This window comes from uncultured Roseobacter sp. (genome assembly GCF_947495025.1).
GTDB lineage: Bacteria > Pseudomonadota > Alphaproteobacteria > Rhodobacterales > Rhodobacteraceae > Roseobacter.
This window is the reverse complement of the sequence record NZ_CANLXG010000003.1, coordinates 141282-160764: the sequence shown is the minus strand read 5'-3', so window position 1 is coordinate 160764 and position 19483 is coordinate 141282. Positions and strand designations below refer to the sequence as shown.

General features: G+C 60.6%; 16 protein-coding genes and 1 tRNA gene. 8 read left to right on the top strand and 9 right to left on the bottom strand.

All coding sequences use genetic code 11. The features are described 5' to 3' along the window. Positions 1–6 precede the first annotated feature (6 nt). The 6 genes from Q0792_RS14945 to otnK are packed head-to-tail and all read left to right on the top strand — an operon-like array spanning position 7 to position 6501. The gene (locus Q0792_RS14945) at positions 7–1524 is read left to right on the top strand and encodes a sugar ABC transporter ATP-binding protein (RefSeq protein ID WP_298842421.1); all 1518 of its coding nucleotides are present in this window, start codon (positions 7–9) and stop codon (positions 1522–1524) included. After that, positions 1517–2479 (top strand): ABC transporter permease, encoded by a 963-nt coding sequence (locus Q0792_RS14940; RefSeq protein WP_298842418.1) that lies wholly within the window; start codon positions 1517–1519, stop codon positions 2477–2479. The genes Q0792_RS14945 and Q0792_RS14940 overlap by 8 nt, the downstream gene beginning before the upstream one ends. Continuing rightward, positions 2479–3423 (top strand): ABC transporter permease, encoded by a 945-nt coding sequence (locus tag Q0792_RS14935; RefSeq protein ID WP_298842415.1) that lies wholly within the window; start codon positions 2479–2481, stop codon positions 3421–3423. The genes Q0792_RS14940 and Q0792_RS14935 overlap by 1 nt, the downstream gene beginning before the upstream one ends. Beyond that, positions 3420–4376 carry an SMP-30/gluconolactonase/LRE family protein gene (locus Q0792_RS14930; RefSeq protein ID WP_298842412.1) on the top strand — a complete coding sequence of 319 codons (957 nt, stop codon included), beginning with the start codon at positions 3420–3422 and terminating at the stop codon, positions 4374–4376. Before Q0792_RS14935 ends, Q0792_RS14930 begins: the two co-directional genes overlap by 4 nt. Beyond that, on the top strand, positions 4373–5272 hold the full coding sequence (ltnD, locus tag Q0792_RS14925) for an L-threonate dehydrogenase (protein ID WP_298842409.1): 900 nt from the start codon (positions 4373–4375) through the stop codon (positions 5270–5272). The genes Q0792_RS14930 and ltnD overlap by 4 nt, the downstream gene beginning before the upstream one ends. Further along, positions 5269–6501, top strand: a complete 1233-nt coding sequence (gene otnK / locus Q0792_RS14920; RefSeq protein ID WP_298842406.1) for a 3-oxo-tetronate kinase — start codon at positions 5269–5271, stop codon at positions 6499–6501. Before ltnD ends, otnK begins: the two co-directional genes overlap by 4 nt. Positions 6502–6661: 160 nt before the next feature. Here the strand turns inward: otnK and Q0792_RS14915 are convergent. Continuing rightward, positions 6662–6736, bottom strand: a tRNA-Gly gene (locus tag Q0792_RS14915). 107 nt (positions 6737–6843) lie between these two features. After that, positions 6844–7233 carry a VOC family protein gene (locus Q0792_RS14910; RefSeq protein ID WP_298842403.1) on the bottom strand — a complete coding sequence of 130 codons (390 nt, stop codon included), beginning with the start codon at positions 7231–7233 and terminating at the stop codon, positions 6844–6846. Positions 7234–7594: 361 nt separating this feature from the next. On the opposite strand from Q0792_RS14910, the gene Q0792_RS14905 reads away from it, so the two are divergent. After that, a complete protein-coding gene (locus Q0792_RS14905; protein WP_298842400.1) occupies positions 7595–8260 on the top strand; it encodes a VPLPA-CTERM sorting domain-containing protein in 666 nt (221 codons plus the stop codon). Between the two features lie 123 nt (positions 8261–8383). Here Q0792_RS14905 and Q0792_RS14900 read toward each other — a convergent pair whose 3' ends face one another. Next, a complete protein-coding gene (locus Q0792_RS14900) occupies positions 8384–11824 on the bottom strand; it encodes a pyruvate carboxylase (RefSeq protein WP_298842397.1) in 3441 nt (1146 codons plus the stop codon). 155 nt (positions 11825–11979) lie between these two features. Continuing rightward, positions 11980–13119, bottom strand: a complete 1140-nt coding sequence (locus Q0792_RS14895; RefSeq protein WP_298842395.1) for an alpha-hydroxy acid oxidase — start codon at positions 13117–13119, stop codon at positions 11980–11982. 107 nt (positions 13120–13226) lie between these two features. Here Q0792_RS14895 and Q0792_RS14890 point away from each other — a divergent pair, with 107 nt between their 5' ends. After that, positions 13227–15782: an ATP-dependent helicase gene (locus Q0792_RS14890; RefSeq protein ID WP_298842393.1), complete on the top strand. Its 2556-nt coding sequence runs from the start codon at positions 13227–13229 to the stop codon at positions 15780–15782. Positions 15783–15795: 13 nt separating this feature from the next. Here Q0792_RS14890 and Q0792_RS14885 read toward each other — a convergent pair whose 3' ends face one another. Genes Q0792_RS14885 through Q0792_RS14865 form a run of 5 tightly spaced genes read right to left on the bottom strand, consistent with a single transcriptional unit; the run spans position 15796 to position 19457 of the window. Then, positions 15796–16293 (bottom strand): DUF3299 domain-containing protein, encoded by a 498-nt coding sequence (locus Q0792_RS14885; protein ID WP_298842390.1) that lies wholly within the window; start codon positions 16291–16293, stop codon positions 15796–15798. Then, complete coding sequence (locus Q0792_RS14880; RefSeq protein ID WP_298842387.1) at positions 16287–16793, bottom strand: DUF3299 domain-containing protein; 507 nt, start codon at positions 16791–16793, stop codon at positions 16287–16289. Before Q0792_RS14880 ends, Q0792_RS14885 begins: the two co-directional genes overlap by 7 nt. 19 nt (positions 16794–16812) lie before the next feature. Further along, the gene (locus tag Q0792_RS14875; RefSeq protein WP_298842384.1) at positions 16813–18063 is read right to left on the bottom strand and encodes an ABC transporter permease; all 1251 of its coding nucleotides are present in this window, start codon (positions 18061–18063) and stop codon (positions 16813–16815) included. After that, positions 18060–18755 carry an ABC transporter ATP-binding protein gene (locus Q0792_RS14870; protein WP_298842381.1) on the bottom strand — a complete coding sequence of 232 codons (696 nt, stop codon included), beginning with the start codon at positions 18753–18755 and terminating at the stop codon, positions 18060–18062. The genes Q0792_RS14875 and Q0792_RS14870 overlap by 4 nt, the downstream gene beginning before the upstream one ends. 12 nt (positions 18756–18767) lie before the next feature. Beyond that, on the bottom strand, positions 18768–19457 hold the full coding sequence (locus tag Q0792_RS14865; protein ID WP_298842378.1) for a DUF2796 domain-containing protein: 690 nt from the start codon (positions 19455–19457) through the stop codon (positions 18768–18770). Between the last annotated feature and the right edge of the window lie 26 nt (positions 19458–19483).

Below are 19483 nucleotides of genomic sequence, written 5' to 3'. Positions count from 1 at the left end.
GTCATCATGTCAGACAATACGGCACCCTTGCTTGAGATGCGGGGGATCTCCATGCATTTCGGAGCGACACGGGCGCTCGACGGTGTTGATTTCCAGTGCAACGCAGGCGAGGTTCACGCGGTTCTTGGCGAGAACGGCGCCGGAAAATCAACGCTGATGAAACTGATCGCCGGTGTGCTGCAGCCAACGCACGGACAACTGCGTGTGGACGGGCGGGACGTTTTACTGAACAGCCCCCGGGCGGCCCTGAATCACGGGCTCGTATGCATGTTCCAGGAACTGTCGCTGGTGCCGGATCTGACCGTCCGGGAGAATTTGCTTCTGGGGTCCCCGGGTGCGGGGATCGGATGGCTCAGCGGTGACAGTCTGGCCAGGGCGCAGGATGTACTTGCCCGGATAGACGGCGCACAGATACGCATGGGCGCACGGGTGTCGGACCTGACGCTGCCGCAGCGCCAGCAGGTTGAGATTGCCAAGGCGATCATGAAGCGACCACGGCTTCTGATACTTGACGAGGCAACCTCGGCACTCAGCGCATCGGTGGTGGAACGGGTGTTCGGGCTTGTGCGGGAAGAACGCGACAATGGCATCGCCATCCTGTTTATCTCTCATCGCTTCCACGAAATTGAGGCACTGGCGGACCGGGTGTCGGTCTTCCGCAATGGTCGGCGCGTGGAAACCTTCATGAAGGGTGCGTATGATTACAAAGAGATCATCAACATGATGGTCGGTCAGAAGATTGAGGAACTGTTCCCTGCAAAAATCCCTGTCGGGAGTGATGCGGAGGTCGTTCTGGATGTTCGCAATTTTTCCTGGGACGGACGGGTGCGCGATATTGATCTGACCGTGCGCCGCGGACAGATCGTTGGACTGGGCGGGCTGGACGGGCAGGGACAGGGCGCGTTTCTGATGGGGCTCTTTGGTCTGCTGCGCAAAGCTGAGGGCACCACTGCCATTGGCGGCGCATCGACGGACATCAACAGCCCGAAGCAGGCAAAACAGCAGGAGGTTGGCCTCGCCTATATTCCGGAGGACCGCAAGACCGAAGGCCTGATCCTGGATCAGAGTATACGCGAGAACCTTGCGCTCGCGGCACTGGGACGCCCGGATCTGGATGCCGGGGACGGAGCGCTTTACGCCAGCTCGCTTGAGCAGCTTGCTCTCAGGCATGGCGGGCTCGATCTGCCGGTGTCGTCCCTTTCTGGCGGAAATCAGCAGAAAGTTGTGCTGGCTAAATGGCTGGCGCTCAAGCCACGCTGTCTGCTGCTGGCCGATCCGACACGCGGCATCGATGTTAAAACCAAGACCCAGATTTACGCGATGCTGCGCCAGCTGGCTGATCAGGGCACGGCAATTGTCCTGCTGAGCACGGACTATGAAGAACTGATCCAGCTCTGCGACGAGACCCACGTGTTCTTTGACGGCGAGATTATCGCCTCGCTGAATGGCGATGACCTGACACCAGAGAATATCATTGCCGCTGCGCTCAATGTGGCGCCTGAATCGCGAGCGGCCCATGGCTGATTATATGAAATCGAACAGACGCGAGGTGATTGCGGGTGTCGTTCTTGTCGCGCTTCTGGCCACTTATCTCGGCACGCACCCGCGCGGCGCATCCACCTATGTAATGACGATCTGGGCCAATCAGTGTCTGATCCTCGGCCTCGCGGCCTGCGCCCAGTTTTTTGCGGTTGTTGTTCGCGGGATTGATCTGTCGGTCGGGGCGGTGATGGCGCTGACCAACTGCGTGGCGTCCTATCTGCTGGATGGCTCCGCTGCGGGGATCGCGTCGGGCATGGTTGCCGTTGTCATTGTCGGTGCCCTCTGTGGTCTGCTCAACGGGTTGATCATCGTCTTTGGACGTATTCAGCCAATTGTCGTTACCCTTGCCACAGCGTCTGTATTTGTCGGGCTGGCGCTTCTGCTGCGGCCTACACCGGGCGGCGCGGTAAATTATGATCTGGCCGATGCGGTGACGCTGGACGTTCTTGGCATACCGACCGCCCTGGTCATCACACTCGTCATCGTGGCCGGCTTCTGGTTGCCGTTCCGGCGTACCGGGCTGGGTCTGGGTCTGTACGCGCTCGGCTCTTCCGAGCAGGCGGCATTTCAGTCGGGGATCAATACCAGGTTCATCCGTCTGGCGGCCTTCACACTCGCGGGGTTGTTCGGTGGTCTGGCCGGGCTGTTTTACAGCTTCGTGACAACCACGGGTGATGCGGGAATAGCGGCAGGCTTTACGCTGAATTCCATAGCCGCCGTTGTGCTCGGAGGTGTTCTGCTGCGCGGCGGTGTCGGTTCGCTGATCGGTGCTCTGGCGGGTGCGTTCATCCTCAAAACAATCGCCTCGCTGATGTTCTTTTCCGGCATCCCCTCGCTCGCGCAGCCGCTTTTCGAGGGCTTGATCCTTGCCGCGGCCATCGCCATCGGCGGAGCAGATGTACTGCGCGCCCGCAACAAGCTGGAGGTGTTTTCATAATGCTGCGCAGCCTCTCTGTTGACAGCCTGATGCCTTACGCAGGGGTGGTACTCCTGATCCTTGGTGGCAGCTTCTTCTTCCCGCAGGTGCTGAGCGCGGATTACCTGTCACAGCAACTGCAGATCGCGGCCTTCCTCGGCCTTCTGGCCACAGGTGCGACCATCGTCATCCTGCTGGGCCACATTGATCTGTCGGTGCCGTGGGTTCTGACGGGTGCAGCCATTCTGTCGACAGCACTGGTGGGGTCAGGCAACCCGGTTTTAAGTGCGCTTGCGGTGCCTGCGGCTCTTGCTTTCGGTGCGCTTATTGGTGTGATCAACGGTCTGGGTGTCGCGATCCTGCGCATTCCTTCGATGGTCTGGACACTGGCAGTAAACTCAATGCTGCTGGGCCTTGCGGTGCTGAATACCGGCGGCTTCAATCCAAAGGGCGAGTCGAGCCCCCTGATGATCGCTATGGCTTCGGGGGATCTCCTTGGCCTGCCGGTCAGTTTCCTGATCTGGATCGCTCTTTCCGCCGCACTGGCCTGGTTTCTGACGCGCACCCCGTTCGGGCGCTATCTGCGATCCATCGGATTCAACGAAAAGGCCACGTTTCTGTCCGGTGTTTCCACACCTTCCGTGGTGTTTGCGGCCTTCGCGATCGCGGGCATGTGTTCTGCACTGGGCGGTGTGATGCTGGCCGGCTACGCCAATCAGGCCTACCAGAGCATGGGCGATCCCTTCCTGCTGCCCACCATCGCGGCGGTCGTGATCGGGGGCACGTCTATTCTGGGCGGCCGCGGCGGGCTCTTTGGTACTGTCGGGGGAGCGCTGTTCATCACACTGCTGACGTCAATCCTGTCGGTGATGCAGATCGACGACGCATGGCGTAACATCATCTTCGGCACCATCATTCTGATTATGCTGCTGTTTCAGACACTGCGGAAAGGAGCCGTTGCATGACTTCACCCCGTTTCATCTCGGTCGATCCTCTGTTCGGGACCTTTGTCGACACCACGGGCGCGCCCGAGCAGATCGCCGACGGGTACGTCTGGACTGAGGGGCCTGTCTGGCTGGATGGCCAGCTGTTTTTCAACGATATCCCGAACAAGCGCATGATGCGCTGGAGCGAGGCCACTGGTGCGCAGGTGGCGCTGGAGAACAGCGAGTTCGCCAATGGCAATACACTGGATCTCTCCGGGCGGATGGTATCCTGCGAACACGGCGGGCGGCGGGTGATCCGTCGTCATGATCCGACCGACCCGGGCGCGGTCGACGTTATTGCCGGGCATTTTGAGGGCAGGCGGCTGAATTCGCCCAATGACGTGGTGGTGTGCTCGGATGGCTCCGTGTGGTTTACAGATCCGCCCTATGGCATCAACTCTGATATCGAAGGCTACCCGGCTCAAAGCGAGATCGGCGGCTGCTATGTGTATTGCGCAGCACCGGACGGCACGCTGCACGCCGTTGCCACGGATTTCGACAAGCCCAACGGTCTTGCGTTTTCCCCCGATGAGAGCCGTCTTTATGTGGCGGATTCCGGCGCGATAAAGGGCGCAAGTTTTCCCGGAATAGACTACGATCTCCCGCACCATATCCGTGTGTTCGATGTGGACGGCCTGACCCTTTCAAACGGGCGGGTCTTTGCGGTGATCGCCCCCGGTGTGCCCGACGGTTTCCGGGTCGACCACGAAGGTTTCGTCTGGACGTCAGCGCTTGACGGGGTGCATTGTCTGTCACCTGAGGGCGCACTCATCGGGAAAATCCGGCTGCCGCAACAAACCTCAAACCTGTGCTTTGGCGGAACGGACGGTCAGACCATGTTCATTACCTCGTCGGACAGGGTCTACCGCGTCCATACCACACGGCGGGATGCGGCTCATGTTCTGGCCGGACGGAAAGGAAAACAATTATGAGCCTCAACATCGCTGTCGTTGGACTGGGTTCGATGGGCTACGGCATGGCAGTGTCATGCCTGCGGGCCGGGTGCACTGTGCACGGGGTCGACGTTGTGCCCGAAAACGTTGCGCGCTTTGTGGCAGAGGGCGGGGCGGATACGCCCCTTGCGGACAGGCTGCCCGAGCTGGATGCCTTGGTCGTGGTGGTGCTCAATGCGGCACAGGTCGAAAACGTGCTCTTCGGAGACGACGGTCTGGTGCCTCACCTGAAGCCGGGGGCACTCGTCATGGCCTGCGCCACAGTGCCGCCTGACTTTGCGCGGGACATGGAAGCACGCTGCGCTGAGCGGGATGTTCTTTATCTTGACGCACCGATCTCGGGCGGCTCCGTCAAGGCAGCTGCGGGACGGCTCAGCATTATGGCGTCAGGTTCAGCCGCGGCCTTTTCAGCGGCTGATCCGATCCTTGAAGCCACCGCAGAAACGGTGTTCCGCCTCGGTGATGCCGCAGGCGCCGGATCTGCGATGAAGGCGGTAAACCAGTTGCTGGCGGGAGTGCATATTGCGGCCATGGGCGAAGCACTCACATTCGGGATGACCCAGGGGATTGATCCCGGCACTTTTGTTGAGGTGATCACCAGATGTGCAGGCAACTCCTGGATGCTGGAGAACCGCGCGCCCCATGTGGTCGAAGGTGACTATACACCGCACAGTCAGATCAACATCTGGCCAAAAGATCTTGGGATCGTGCTGGAAGCGGCAAAGTCAGTCGGCTTTGATGCGCCGATCACGGAAACGGCGCTGGCTCAGTATGCGCGGGCTGTGGATATGGGACTTGGAGCAGAGGACGACGCCGCCGTGGCCAAGGTCTATGCGGACCGGGCAGGACTGTCTTTGCCGAAAGGTAAATCATGAAACTCGGGTGCATAGGGGACGATTTCACCGGGTCCAGCGATCTTGGAAATACTTTGTCCAGACAGGGAATGCGGGTTGTCCAGTATTCCGGTATCCCGACCGATCCTGCAGCGGCAGATGTCGAAGCAGGCGTGATTGCGCTCAAGTCACGTTCGATTGACCCCGACGAGGCCGTGGCACAGTCGCTGGCCGCGCTTGACTGGCTTCAGGCACAGGGATGCACGCAGTTCTTTTTCAAATACTGCTCGACGTTCGATTCGACACCTCAGGGTAACATCGGCCCCGTTGCGGATGCTCTGGCTGACGCACTCGGCGCAGATCCGGTCATCGTTTGCCCGGCCTTTCCCGGCACGGGACGCTCTGTCTATCAGGGGCATCTTTTTGTGAAAGATACTCTGCTGAGTGAAAGCGGCATGGAAAATCACCCGCTGACACCCATGACCGATCCCGATCTGCGCCGCTGGATGGCACTGCAGAGCAGATACCCGGTCGGCCATGTTCCGGCGCAGACGGTTTTTGCCGGCGCGGACGCGATTGCCAGTGGTCTTGAGGCGGAACGTCAGGCGGGCAGGCGGCACGTTGTCGTTGATGCGATCCGCGACGAGGATCTGATGCAGATCGGCCGCGCGGCCGCCCCTCTGAAACTGGTGACCGGCGGTTCGGGTGTGGCTCTTGGCCTGCCCGCAAATTTTGGCTGTACGCCCGGGACACCCGAGTGGGAGGGCCAGTCCGGTCCTGTACTTGCGCTCTCCGGCTCGTGCTCTTCCGCGACGCGGGCTCAGGTGGCCCTGCATGCCGCTGAAAATCCGGCACGTGAGGTTCTGGCCGAAGACATTATCGAAGGCCGCGTGACGCCTGCCGCCGTGCGTGACTGGGCGCTGGCACAAGCCGGTATCCCGCTGGTTTACAGCTCGGCTGATCCGGATGTGGTGAAGGCCGTGCAGGACCGCTTTGGCCGCGCGGTCGCGGCGGAGGCCATCGAAGAGTTCTTTGCCGGGGTGGCCCGCCTGGCGGTGGCCGGGGGCGTCACTCGGATCATAACCGCGGGAGGGGAGACATCAGGTGCCGTGATCGAAGCTCTGGACCTGAACGAACTCCGTATCGGCCCGGAGATTGACCCCGGCGTACCTGCACTGCGGGCCGGGCCTGATCTTGTGGTCGCTCTGAAATCCGGCAACTTTGGCGCCGAAGACTTCTTCGTAAAAGCGGCTGCGATGCTTGGTGCATAAGTACTGCGTGCCCGCGCCCGGCCTGCGGACGCAGTAAATTTAACGCGGTAAACATCCGGATGTATGAGTGTTCAGCCTGAACCTGGCGGCTGGCTCTTACCGGTGGTCCGGGTGACCGGATATCACCGTCCGTAACGCTCTGTTTTCCGAAGGTTCCCATTGGAGCGGGCGAGGCGATTCGAACGCCCGACCCTAACCTTGGCAAGGTTATGCTCTACCCCTGAGCTACGCCCGCATCCTTGGGTGCGCGTGGAATAGCTTTGCTGGGTCGGCTCTGCAAGTGAAAAATAGGCACTGACGTAATTAATTTGAAGTATCCCGGCCACACGTGACCCGTGCGGTTCAGAGGGGTGTTGGCCCGGGGCAGATCAGATCCCAGCGGTTCCCGAAAGGGTCCCTGAAAACCGCTACCCGACCATAAGGCTCGTCGCGCGGCTCTTCTTCAAAAATGATACCCGCACGCGTCAGCCGTGTGTGGTCGCGCTCAAAATCGTCGGTCTGCAGAAACAGCCAGACGCGTTCACCCGCCTGGTTGCCGATGGCTGCCTGTTGTGCCGGTGTATCCGCACGCGCCAGAACGATACGCGTGTCCGAGCCGGGGGCGCGGAGTGTGATCCAGCGTTTGCGTCCCTGATCCACATCCTCGCACAGGTCAAAACCGAGTGTGTCGCGGAAGAATGCCAGACCGGAACCGTAGTCAGGAACAAGGATAGAAAACGCCGAAAGTTTCATTCCCGCAGATGACGTCGGCACCATGCCGGGCGCAAGGTAAATGTAAGGTTCTCGCCGGCGAAAGCGGTCAAAAGGGTGCTGCCGATCAGCGCAAGGGACGCGGCGAATCGCCCGGAACGCTGGTGCGGAAACCATAAAATTCCGGATGAGCAGGCTGAGAAAGGCCCCTTATCGCCCTGAAAAAGCGGTTTTTTCCCGCTCCACGGGAAGATTTGCGGGAAATGTGGCAAGAGTTGGGCACTGCTATTGTTTCGGTGAACCGGTCAGGAGATACTCGGATTATTGAAGACAGGGTGGGGTGCCCTGAAATGTTTTGAAAGCCCGGACTTCTGATGTGGTCCGACAGGGTATGGAGTTTAAAATGAAAGTTTTTCTGGCAGGAGCGCTCGCCTTTTCAATGGCTGCAGCACTCGGCAGCGGCGCATATGCCGCCGTTGCCGGTTTCGATGATCCGGATATGGATGGTCTCGGAGAAGGCAGTTGCTTTTTCCCGCAGGGCAGAGACGGGAAAGAGATACTGGCGTCAGCGGTGACCGGGGTTTCCGATGTCCAGTGCAGCGGAACGCAGCCGAACTACAGCAACACGGACTCGGATGGAGACGTCTCATGGACGGCATTCGGAGGCATGACATTCAAGCTCGCCGACAAGTCAGATGGCGCGGAAGGTAATGATTATATCGGCTACACCGATGGTCTGACCGACGCGACACCTTCGGACACGACCTGGGCCATTGATCTGAAGGACACCGTCGACGTTGTTGCGATTGTACTGGGCTTCAAACAGGGCTCAAACTATGCCGCTTTCATGGTCGCGCCTGACGATGACTACATGTGGTCCGGCACGTGGAGTATCTTTGACAACGGCAACCTGTCCAACAATTATTCGCATCTCGATCTGTGGTACAAGACCGGCGAGCGACCCATGGACCCGGAAGATCCGCCGATGGTACCGCTTCCCGCTGCGGGCTGGATGCTTGTCGCGGGTCTGGGTGGACTGGGCGCAATGCGCCGTTTCCGCAAAGCCTGAGGCTTCCTTTCAGAACTGACAGAGCGGCTCTTCTCCGGGAGGGCCGTTTTTCGTGGCACCTGTGAAAAAAACCCGCGGAGGCTTCCGCAGGTTCTTTGGGGGCTGTCGGTGCGATCAGACGGGTTATTCCAGTTCGATCAGCAGATCCTTGGCATCGATCTGGCCACCGGGCTGGACATGTACCGCTTTGACCACAGCCGCACGTTCGGCATGAATGCCGGTTTCCATTTTCATCGCCTCGATGGTCAGTAAGAGATCGCCCGCATTGACCTTTGCGCCGGTCGTCGCCGCGACGGAGGCTACAACGCCCGGCATCGGCGCGCCGATGTGGTTGGCATTGCCTGTCTCGGCTTTTGGCCGTTGCGACGTACTGGCTTTTACAAGGCGGTTCGGTACGCGGATGACGCGCGGCTGGCCGTTGAGTTCAAAGAAGACTTTGACCTCGCCGTCCTCGTTTGTTTCGCCAACCGCCTGCAGCCGGATTTCCAGGGTCTTGCCCGGGTCGATCTCTGCTGTGATTTCCTCGCCCGGCTCCATCCCGTAAAAGAAGGTGCGGGTCGGCAGCGTACGGACGGGCCCATAGGTCCGGTGGCGCCCCATGTAATCGAGGAATACTTTGGGATACATCAGATACCCGCTCAGGTCCTCGTCATCGATCTCTTTACCTTCAAGGGCTTCTGTTACTTCCTGACGGACCTTCTCAAGATCTGTTGCAGGCAGGTGTTTGCCAGGGCGCTCCAGATTGGGCTTTTCGTCCTTGAGCACCTTTTTCATGATGGCGTCGGGGAAACCACCTGGGGGCTGACCAAGATTTCCGCGCATCATGTCGACCACGCTGTCGGGAAAGGACACGTCGGTGCCGGGGTCCTCGACCTCGGCGCGGCTCAGGCCCTGGGCCACCATCATCAGCGCCATATCACCCACAACCTTGGAGGAGGGCGTGACCTTGACGATATCGCCGAACATCTTGTTCACATCCGCATAGGTGCGGGCGACCTCGGGCCAGCGGTCGTCCAGCCCCAGAGAGGCCGCCTGGGCTTTGAGGTTGGTGAACTGCCCGCCGGGCATTTCGTGCAAGTAAACCTCGGACGAGGGGGCCTGCATGCCGGTCTCGAATGCGGCGTAATGCCCGCGTACTTCTTCCCAGTAGTCCGAGATCTCGCGCACGGCCGACATGTCCAGCCCGGTGTCCCGGTCGGTATGGTGCAGCGCAGAGACGACAGACCCCAGGGTCGCCTGGCTTGTATTGCCGGACAGCGCGTCCATGGCGCAATCCACGGCGTCCACACCGGCCTCTGAGGCGGCGAGGATGGTGGCACAGGCCACGCCCGCTGTGTCATGTGTGTGGAAGTGGATCGGAAGACCGACCTCGGTTTTCAGCGCTTTGATCAGCTGGCGCGCAGCGGCGGGTTTCAGCAGACCGGCCATATCCTTGAGGCCCAGTACGTGGGCCCCGGCATCGCGCAGCTCTTTGCCCATATCGACATAGTATTTCAGGTTGTACTTGGCGCGGTCCGGGTCGTTGATGTCGCCGGTATAACAGATCGTGCCTTCGCAGACCTTGTCGGCCTCGATCACTGCGTCCATCGCGACGCGCATGTTCTCGACCCAGTTCAGGCTGTCAAACACGCGGAAGACATCAACGCCGGTGTTGGCGGCGACCCGCACAAATTCCTGCACGACGTTGTCCGGGTAATTGGTGTAGCCCACGCCGTTGGAGGCGCGCAGCAGCATCTGTGTCATCAGGTTGGGCATCGCCGCGCGCAGATCGCGCAGGCGTTGCCACGGGCATTCCTGCAGGAACCGGTACGCCACATCGAAGGTGGCACCACCCCAGCATTCAACGCTGAAAAGCTGCGGCAGATTAGCGGAATAGGCCGGTGCGACCTTTATCATGTCGTGGCTGCGCATCCGCGTGGCCAGCAGTGACTGATGCCCGTCGCGCATGGTGGTATCAGTGATCAGCAACTGCCGCTGCTGCTTCATCCAGTCGGCAACCGCCTGCGGGCCTTTCTGCTCCAGCAGGTTGCGCGTGCCCATCGTCGGCTCGGCGCGCAGGGCGGGTGGCCTGGGGTCTTTGACGTGGGCCGCCGGGCGCGGGTGGTCCTTGGTTTCCGGATGCCCGTTCACCGTAATATCCGCGATATAGGTCAGGACCTTGGTGCCGCGGTCGCGGCGCTTGGAAAACTGGAAAAGATCCGGTGTCTCGTCGATGAATTTGGTGTGGTAGGTGTTGTCCAGAAAGGTGGGGTGCTTCAGCAGGTTCTCGACAAAGGCGATGTTGGTGCTGACCCCGCGAATACGGAATTCCCTCAGTGCCCGGTCCATGCGGGCAATTGCGGCTTCGGGTGTCTGGGCCTTGGCTGTCACCTTGACCAGCAGGCTGTCGTAATAACGGGTGATCACGCCGCCCGAATAAGCGGTGCCACCGTCCAGCCGGATGCCCATGCCGGTTGCCTCGCGGAACGCGGTGATGCGGCCATAGTCGGGAATGAAATTATTCTGCGGGTCTTCTGTGGTGATCCGGGTCTGCAGCGCGTGGCCATTCAGGCGCACGTCGTCCTGCGTGGGCTTGTTTGTGGCTTCGGCGATGGTCTTGCCCTCGGCGATCAGGATCTGGGCCTGAACGATGTCGATACCGGTGACTTCCTCGGTGACGGTGTGCTCGACCTGAACGCGCGGGTTCACCTCGATGAAGTAGAATTTGCCATCCGCCATATCCATCAGGAATTCGACGGTGCCGGCACATTCATAATTCACGTGTTTGCAGATTTTATACCCCAGCTCGCAGACCTCGGCGCGCTGGGCTTCCGTCAGGTAGGGGGCAGGGGCGCGTTCGACGACTTTCTGGTTGCGGCGCTGGACCGAACAGTCGCGTTCATAGAGGTGGTACATGCCTCCGTGTTTGTCGCCCAGGATCTGTACCTCGACGTGGCGGGCTTTCATGATCATCTTTTCCAGATAACCCTCGCCGTTGCCGAACGCGGCTTCTGCTTCCCGCCGGCCTTCGCGGACTTTTTCCTCGAGTTCGCTTTCCTCAAGGATCGGCCGCATGCCCCGGCCGCCGCCGCCCCAGGAGGCTTTGAGCATCAACGGGTAACCGATCTCGCTGGCTTCTGTCCTGATGGCTTTCATGTCATCGCCGAGCACTTCTGTGGCCGGAATGACCGGCACGCCGGCCTCCACAGCGACCCGTCGGGCCGATGCTTTGTCACCAAGAGCGCGCATCGTATCCGCTCGCGGGCCGATAAAGGTGATGCCATTCTGGTCGCAGGCGTCAACAAAGGCAGGGTTCTCTGACAGCAGACCATAGCCCGGGTGGATCGCATCCGCGCCACAGGCTTTGGCCACGCGTATCATTTCATCAATACTGAGATAGGCCGCCACAGGCCCCAGACCCTCTCCGATGCGATAAGCTTCGTCTGCCTTGAAACGGTGAAGGCCGAGTTTGTCCTCTTCGGCATAGACGGCGACCGTTTTCTTTCCCATCTCGTTGGCGGCCCGCATGATGCGGATGGCGATTTCACCGCGGTTGGCGATCAGGATTTTCTTGAAGTCTGGCATTGGGGCCCCTTGCGTTCTGGCAGTGGCGTTTGTTTAGGCGCTTTAGTGCTGCGCGTAAACGCGTAGTACTGGGTAGACAAACGCACTATGCCGCGCTGCGGCGAGAAAGGCAATTTCTTCGCACTCTGACAGCCCGGACAAGGGGTTCTGACGGGTCAGGTCAGTTGAAACGGGGCGGGCAGGGTGCCAATGCCCCCCGCGCCGAGCTGGCCCATGTTTGCCTCGAGGTCTTTGCGCAGAATATCGACAAGATGATCAATGCCCTCAGGCCCCAGTGCCGCAAGCGCATAGTGAAAAGCGCGTCCGAGCATCACAAAGTCTGCCCCCAGCGCAAGAGCGCGCAGAATATCAAGGCCGCTTTCGATGCCGGAATCAAAAATCAGCGGCAAACCGGTTGCCGCGCGTATCAGCGGCAGAGCGTCGATGCTGGCCGGGGCGGCGTCGAACTGGCGGCCCGCGTGGTTCGAAACCCAGAGCGCATCAACCCCCTGTTTTTCCAGCAGCCCGGCGTCTTCCGGCCGCAGCACCCCTTTGATCACCAGCGGTCCGTCCCAGGCGTCGCGCAACCAGCTGACATAATCCCGGTCCGGTGAGGTGCGCAGCAGATAGCCTGCGTGCTGCGTCGAGGACAGCGCAGTGGTCGTTTTGGGTGTGTATTTCTCGAGGCCGCGCATCCGAGGCATGCCGCGCTGCGCCATCCCGATGGTCCAAGCCGGGCAGGTTGCGATCTGGGCCAGCAGGCGCGGTGTCAGGTGGGGCGGCTGGGTCAGGCCGGACCGTGTCTGGCGTTCGCGGCGTGATGCCACGGGCACATCAACGGTCAGCACCAGGGTCGAAAACCCGGCGGTTTTGGCGCGCGCCAACATGTCGCGGCGGATATCCTCATCGCGGGGTGGGTACATCTGAAACCATGCCTCTGGTCCCAGGTGCGGGGCGATATCCTCGGGCGACTGGCTGGCAACTGTCGAGAGCGTATAGGGGATGCCCGCCCGGGCCGCAGAACGTGCGAGGTGGCCTTCGGCGTCCGGCCACATCAGACCGGACATGCCGACCGGCGCCACACCAAAGGGCAGCGGCAGGTCGCGGCCCAGCAGGCTACAGCTGAGATCGGGTGTGAATTCACCGTGCAGGACTGAAGGCATCAGACCCACACGATCCAGGCCTGCGCGGTTGCGGTGTTTTGTGGCCTCGGATCCGGTGGCCGAGTCGAGATATTCCCAGACGAATTTCGGGATGCGCCGGCGCGCTCTGGCGCGCAGGTCGCTGATCGCCGGGTAGGTGCTGTGCAGGTCCATCCGCGTATTTGTGCGTCAGATCAGGCAATTGTCCAGCCCGGACACCAGAGCGGAACATTGTGTGAACGTCTCTTTCACTTTCCGGCGTGCCGGAGTAAAGTTGCTCTATGAGCAGTTTCGATGAAATGGACGCCTTTGAAGGTGCCTCACTGAGCGCGCGGGCCATAGCGGCGCGGCCGCAACCCTATCTTGACGGGCTGAACCCTGCGCAGCGCGCGGCGGTCGAGCAACTGGAAGGTCCGGTGCTGATGCTGGCAGGGGCCGGTACGGGAAAAACCCGCGCGCTGACCGCGCGGATAGTACATCTGCTGAACCGGGGCGTCGCACGTCCGAATGAAATCCTGGCTGTAACATTTACGAACAAAGCCGCCCGCGAGATGAAAATCCGCGTGTCGAAAATGCTTGGCCAGCCTGTCGAGGGGATGCCCTGGCTGGGTACGTTCCATGCGATCTGTGTCAAACTGCTGCGCCGGCATGCCGAGCTCGCCGGGCTGAAATCGAATTTTACCATTCTGGATACAGACGACCAGCTGCGGCTGCTCAAACAGCTGGTGGCGGCGGATGGTATTGACGACAAACGCTGGCCTGCGCGGCAACTGGCCAGCATTATCGACGGCTGGAAAAACCGCGCACTGACGCCGGACAAGGTGCCATCGGCGGATGCGGGTGCCTATAATCACCGTGGTGTGGCCCTGTATGCCCAGTATCAGAAACGCCTGATTGAGCTGAACGCGACAGATTTTGGCGATCTGCTGCTGCATATGGTCACGATTTTCCAGAACCATCCGGATGTGCTGGAACAGTACCAGCGCTGGTTCCGCTATATCCTCGTGGACGAATATCAGGATACCAACGTGGCCCAGTATTTGTGGCTGCGCCTGCTGGCGGGCGGGCATAAAAACATCTGCTGTGTAGGCGATGATGACCAGTCGATCTATGGCTGGCGCGGGGCTGAGGTGGGCAATATCCTGCGGTTTGAAAAGGATTTTCCGGGCGCGCATGTGGTGCGGCTGGAGCAGAACTATCGCTCGACACCGCACATTCTCAAGGCAGCCTCGGGCGTGATCCGGGGCAATCAGGGGCGTCTGGGTAAAGAGCTGTGGACGAATGCCAAGCAAGGGAAACTTGTAGGTCTCATGGGGCTTTGGGACGGAGAAGAAGAAGCTCGATGGGTAGGCGAACAGATAGATGATGCGAAAGCAGGGAGAGGGCGTTTTCGAGACCGCCTCAATGTTCGGTCGCAAACAAATCAACAAGAGATGGACCGGCGAGCAAAAGGAGGCCAGCTTTCTAAGCATCCGATGGGTGACATCCATGAGGTAAATTTACAGAGACAATCTGCCCTGTCATCAGCCGGCTTAGATAACAGCCCGTTACCCCACGGATTTGCACTGGACGAAATCGCGATCCTCGTGCGCGCTTCACACCAGATGCGCGCCTTTGAGGACCGGTTTCTGACCATCGGTCTGCCGTACCGCGTCATCGGCGGCCCGCGCTTTTACGAGCGGATGGAGATCCGCGACGCCATGGCCTATTTCCGGGTTGTCGTCAGCCCGGATGATGACCTCGCCTTTGAGCGGATCGTGAACACACCCAAACGGGGGCTGGGTGACAAGGCGCAGCAGACGATCCAGCGCACCGCACGCGAGAATGGCGTGAGCCTGTTTGAAGGCGCGCGCATCGTTGTGCAGACCAAAGCCATCGGCGGCAAGGGTGGTAATGCACTGGCGCAGCTGGTCGAAGGGATCGACCGCTGGCGGGACCAGGTGCAGGCGCGCATTCTGCTGGACGATGACGCGGTGCTGGATGCAGGCGGAGAGGGCCGACCTGAGATCAGTCATGTGGAACTGGCTGAGATGATCCTGGACGAGAGCGGCTATACCGAGCACTGGCAGAACGACAAAACGCCTGAGGCGCCGGGGCGGCTGGAAAACCTCAAAGAACTGGTCAAAGCGCTCGAAGGGTTTGAGAACCTGCAGGGTTTTCTGGAACACGTCAGTCTGATCATGGACAACGAAAGCGAGCACGCCGGGGAAAAGGTGTCCATCATGACCCTGCACGCGGCCAAGGGGCTGGAGTTTCCCGTCGTTTTCCTGCCGGGCTGGGAAGACGGGTTGTTTCCGTCGCAGCGGTCTATGGACGAAAGCGGTGTGAAGGGCCTCGAGGAAGAACGGCGGCTTGCCTATGTGGGCATCACCCGCGCCGAAGAGGTCTGTACAATCTCCTTTGCTGCCAACCGGCGGGTGTTTGGCCAGTGGCAGAACTCCATGCCGTCGCGCTTCATCGACGAGCTGCCCGAGGAACATGTGGATGTGCTGACCCCGCCGGGGCTTTACGGCGGCGGCTATGGCGCTGCGGCGCCGACTTCAACGCTGCACGAGGCGGCGGCCGAGGCGAATGTCTATAATTCGCCGGGCTGGCGGCGCCTTCAGGCCCGCTCGCAGGAACGGCCCATGAGCCAGCCGCGCGAGACCCGCAATACAGTGATCGACATGAACGCTGTCTCCAGTTTCACCGTGGGCGAGCGGGTGTTCCATCAGAAGTTTGGCTATGGCGCGGTTCAGGGGATCGAAGGTGACAAGCTTGAGATCGCCTTTGAAAAGGCAGGCACCAAGAAAGTCGTGGCAAAGTTCGTCAATGCCGCCGATGACATACCGTTCTGATCCGGCGAAAACTTCAGAGCTCGAAAGGGTCTATCCGGTCAGCCGACAGCGCATAGCCGATGTCCGCTAGCTGCGTTGACATTGATGAGACACCAAACATTCCCGTGACACGCACCGGCTCAAAAAGACCGGTGCTCTCATAGGGCTCGTTCGTGGTGACAAACACCAGCTGGTTGGCGGGCGGCGGCGGCACATGCACGCAGGCCCCGACATAGGGCACCAGGATAAAGGCCGTGACGCCCGTACCGCGGTGTTCGATGGGCAGGATAAACCCGGGCAGCCGCACGATCTGACCGTTCCAGTCTGTGCGCACGCCGCTGGATGCAGGCTGCCGGCTCGACGTAGGCGGGCTCTGGTGGTCGATGAACTCCTGGATAACCTGCGGTACCCACGAGGTACCCTCGGGCAGCAGGTCGCGCCATTCGAGGTCTGTGACCTCTTCGGCGAGGCCCGCGCGCGGCATCAGCGCCGCAGCAGAAAGACCCGTCAGCAGGTGGCGTCGCGTTACCATTCGTAAGTTTCCATTTCATCCGCGACCAGCGAATAGCCGGTCTGGCCCAGTTCAGTTGACTGCAGTTCGGTGCGCATGATGCCCGTGACCCAGACCGGATCCCACAGCGCATCATCGGGCCAGGGATCTCTGGCGCGGACCATCACCAACTGGTTGGCCGGTGGGGGCGGCACGTGGATACAGGCGCCGACATAGGGTACCAGCATAAACTCGGTGACACCTTCGGCAGTGACGTCAAAGGGAATGATAAAGCCCGGCATGCGGATAAGGGCACCGTCCAGCGCTTCGTTCAGCTTGACCCCGTTCTCGTCATAGATCGGGTTCCAGAAATCGTTGACCTCGTCGATGTCACCCTCTCCGATAATCTCAGAGTAGGGCACGCCGGGTGGGATCAGGTCATCCCACATGATCTCCCGCGCAGAAGCGCTGGCCAGTGCATTCTGCGGGGCGTAAACGCCTGCTGCTGAGACCAGCAGGAGCGCGGACCGTCTGGTGATCATGGTGTTATCGTTCCTGTTATCATGTTCTGACCATCATACCATCTGCAAGCGAGAGTTTGTAGGCACGAAGAGCGGGCAACACGCTCACAATTGCGCCAGCAAGGGTGACGCCTGCCAGGACCCATAACTCGCCCGACCCGGGTGCAGTAATGGGCAACCACAGGCCAAAGGCTTCGTCGATCATGGGCTGAGCCACGAAAAGCCCGGCATAAAGGACAGCGAGCCCCAGCAGCGCACCGGCAGCGGCCATCAGGGCCGCCTCGAGCACCAGCAGGGCAAAAACCGTGACGGGTCGCGCGCCCATCGCCCGGAAAATCGCCATTTCGCGGCGACGCTCGCTCAGGCTTGAAAACACCGTGGCCATCATCCCGATCAGGGCTGTGACCACGACCATTGCCGAAACCGCCAGCAGCGCCGTTTCAGCGATGCCCACAATCGCCCAGAGTTCCTGCAGCGCCACCCCGGGCAGGATCGCCAGCAGGGGTTCAGAGGGGTATTCGTTGATGGCGCGCTGCAGCGCAAAAGTCTGCAGCGGGCTTTTGACACCCACCAGGGCCGCTGTCACCGCCTGCGGCTGCAGATCCATGCCCCGGATCACGTCGACCGGTGTGGATTGACCGGGGATCTGTGCACCGCTTCTCCAGTCTACGTGAATGGCCTCGATGGCTTGCATACTGACGATCACCGTGCGGTCCACCGGCGTACCCGTTCGTTCCAGAACGCCGGAGATGCGGAAAGGCTGGTCGCGGTGCTCGGTGAAGGAGGCGAGACCATGTGCCACTACGATCGGGTCGCCCACCACATATCCGAGTGTTTCCGCCACATCAGCGCCGATCACGGCATCAAAAAGGTCGTCCATCACAACGCCCGACGCCATTTCAAGCGTCCTTCCCTGACGATAGCGATAGTGCTCGAAAAAGGACGTGGTGGTGCCCATGACGCGAAACTGGCGGTGACTGTCGCCCAGCGATATCGGCACGATCCAGTCCACTTCCGGTCTGGCCGCGATATCCTGATAGCTCTGCCAGGTGACATTGTTTGTCGCGTTCCCGATCCGGAATACCGAATAGAGCAGCAGCTGCACCGAACCGGATCGCGCCCCCACGATCAGGTCTGTCCCGGAAATCGTATCAGCAAAACTGGCCTTGGCACCCGTGCGCACCTTCTCAACGCCCAGAAACAGAGCGACAGAAAGAGCAATGGCAAGGATGGTCATACCGACGGTCAGCGCGCGTGCAAAAAGGGAGGCCATGGCAAGACGCAGGATCATGGGTCTGGTCTTTCCGTACGGGCAATATCCCCGATCTGCACCACACGGTCAAAGCGCGCGCCCAGCCGTGCATCATGGCTGACCATCAGGAGCGACGTGCCCTGTGCCTCTGCCTGATCAAAAAGCAGGTCAAGAAAGGCCGCCTGACTGTCTGCATCAAGCGCGGATGTCGGCTCGTCCGCGATGATCAGCGGTGGCTGGCCGATCAGGGCGCGGGCCACGGCGACACGCTGTTGCTGACCAACGCTCAATGTCCCGGCGCGGGTCTGCAGGACAGTTTCCGGCAATCCGAGTGCATGGCAAAGAGCCGTCGCCGCCTGCCGCGCATTTCCGGCGCGCCCGCGCCGCGCAGGGGCAAAACGCAACGGCAGCAGAATGTTGTCCGCCACGGTACCAAAGGGAAGCAGGTTGAACTGCTGAAAAATTACGCCGATCTGTTCGGCCCGGAACCGGTCGCGCGCACCGCCCGAGAGTGCTGTGATCTCAGTGCCGGCAATCTCCACCGTCCCCTCGCGGGGCAGAACCGTGCCGCAGATCAGTGACAGCAGGGTCGATTTCCCCGATCCGCTCTCGCCCAGCAACAGTACACGCTCGCCGCGGGTGACCGAAAATTCCGGCACCGACAGTGAAAAACCGGCCCGCCCGGGCCAGCCAAACACGACGCCGGAAAGGGTCAGAACGGGCTGCGTCATCCCGTGGTCATTTCAGAACAGGTTGCGCAGATCAAGCACAGGTGCTGTGCGCAGCACCTCAAAGGCCTGGGCGCCAGACCCGGTCACGATCTGCACTTCAAGCTCAAGCGCGTTTTCAAAGCGGTCGAAATAGGCAAATTCGATCTGATCCAGCGCCTGCGGGTCGGCGCAGGTCAGCTGATAGGTCGCGTGAAACTCAGAATGAGACCCGCCATCGGCATGCTCTTCTTGGTCGTGTTCGTCCGCATGCGCCGCATGATCATCGTGATTATGCTCATCTTTATGCGCCGCATGATCGTCATGGTCGTCATGATCGTCATGGCCGTGCGCGTCGTCGTGTGCATGGTCGTCATGCCCGTGCGCATCGCCATCGTGATCCTCATGCGCCTCTTCCAGCTCCAGCGCTGCGCGTGCCGCGGTCACGGAACATCCCGCGGCTGCAGGAACAACGAAAAGATCCATCGGTGTCGCCAGTGCGGCAACCGCCGCATCCACCGCCCTGCGGTCCTCTGCGCTGGAGGCTGCATATTCAAATCCGACGATGTCTGCGCCCGGCGCTGTCAGCTCCATCAGCACCGTTGTGCCGTCCACTGCGATGTTCAGCGCGCCGACACCATGTTCATGCGCGTCCATCTGGCGGGTTTCCTCTGCCAGAGCGGGCAGGGCGGCGAAAAAGGCAATCAGCGATACTGTCTGTTTCATCAGGTTTCCTGTCTGTTTAGGTGTTG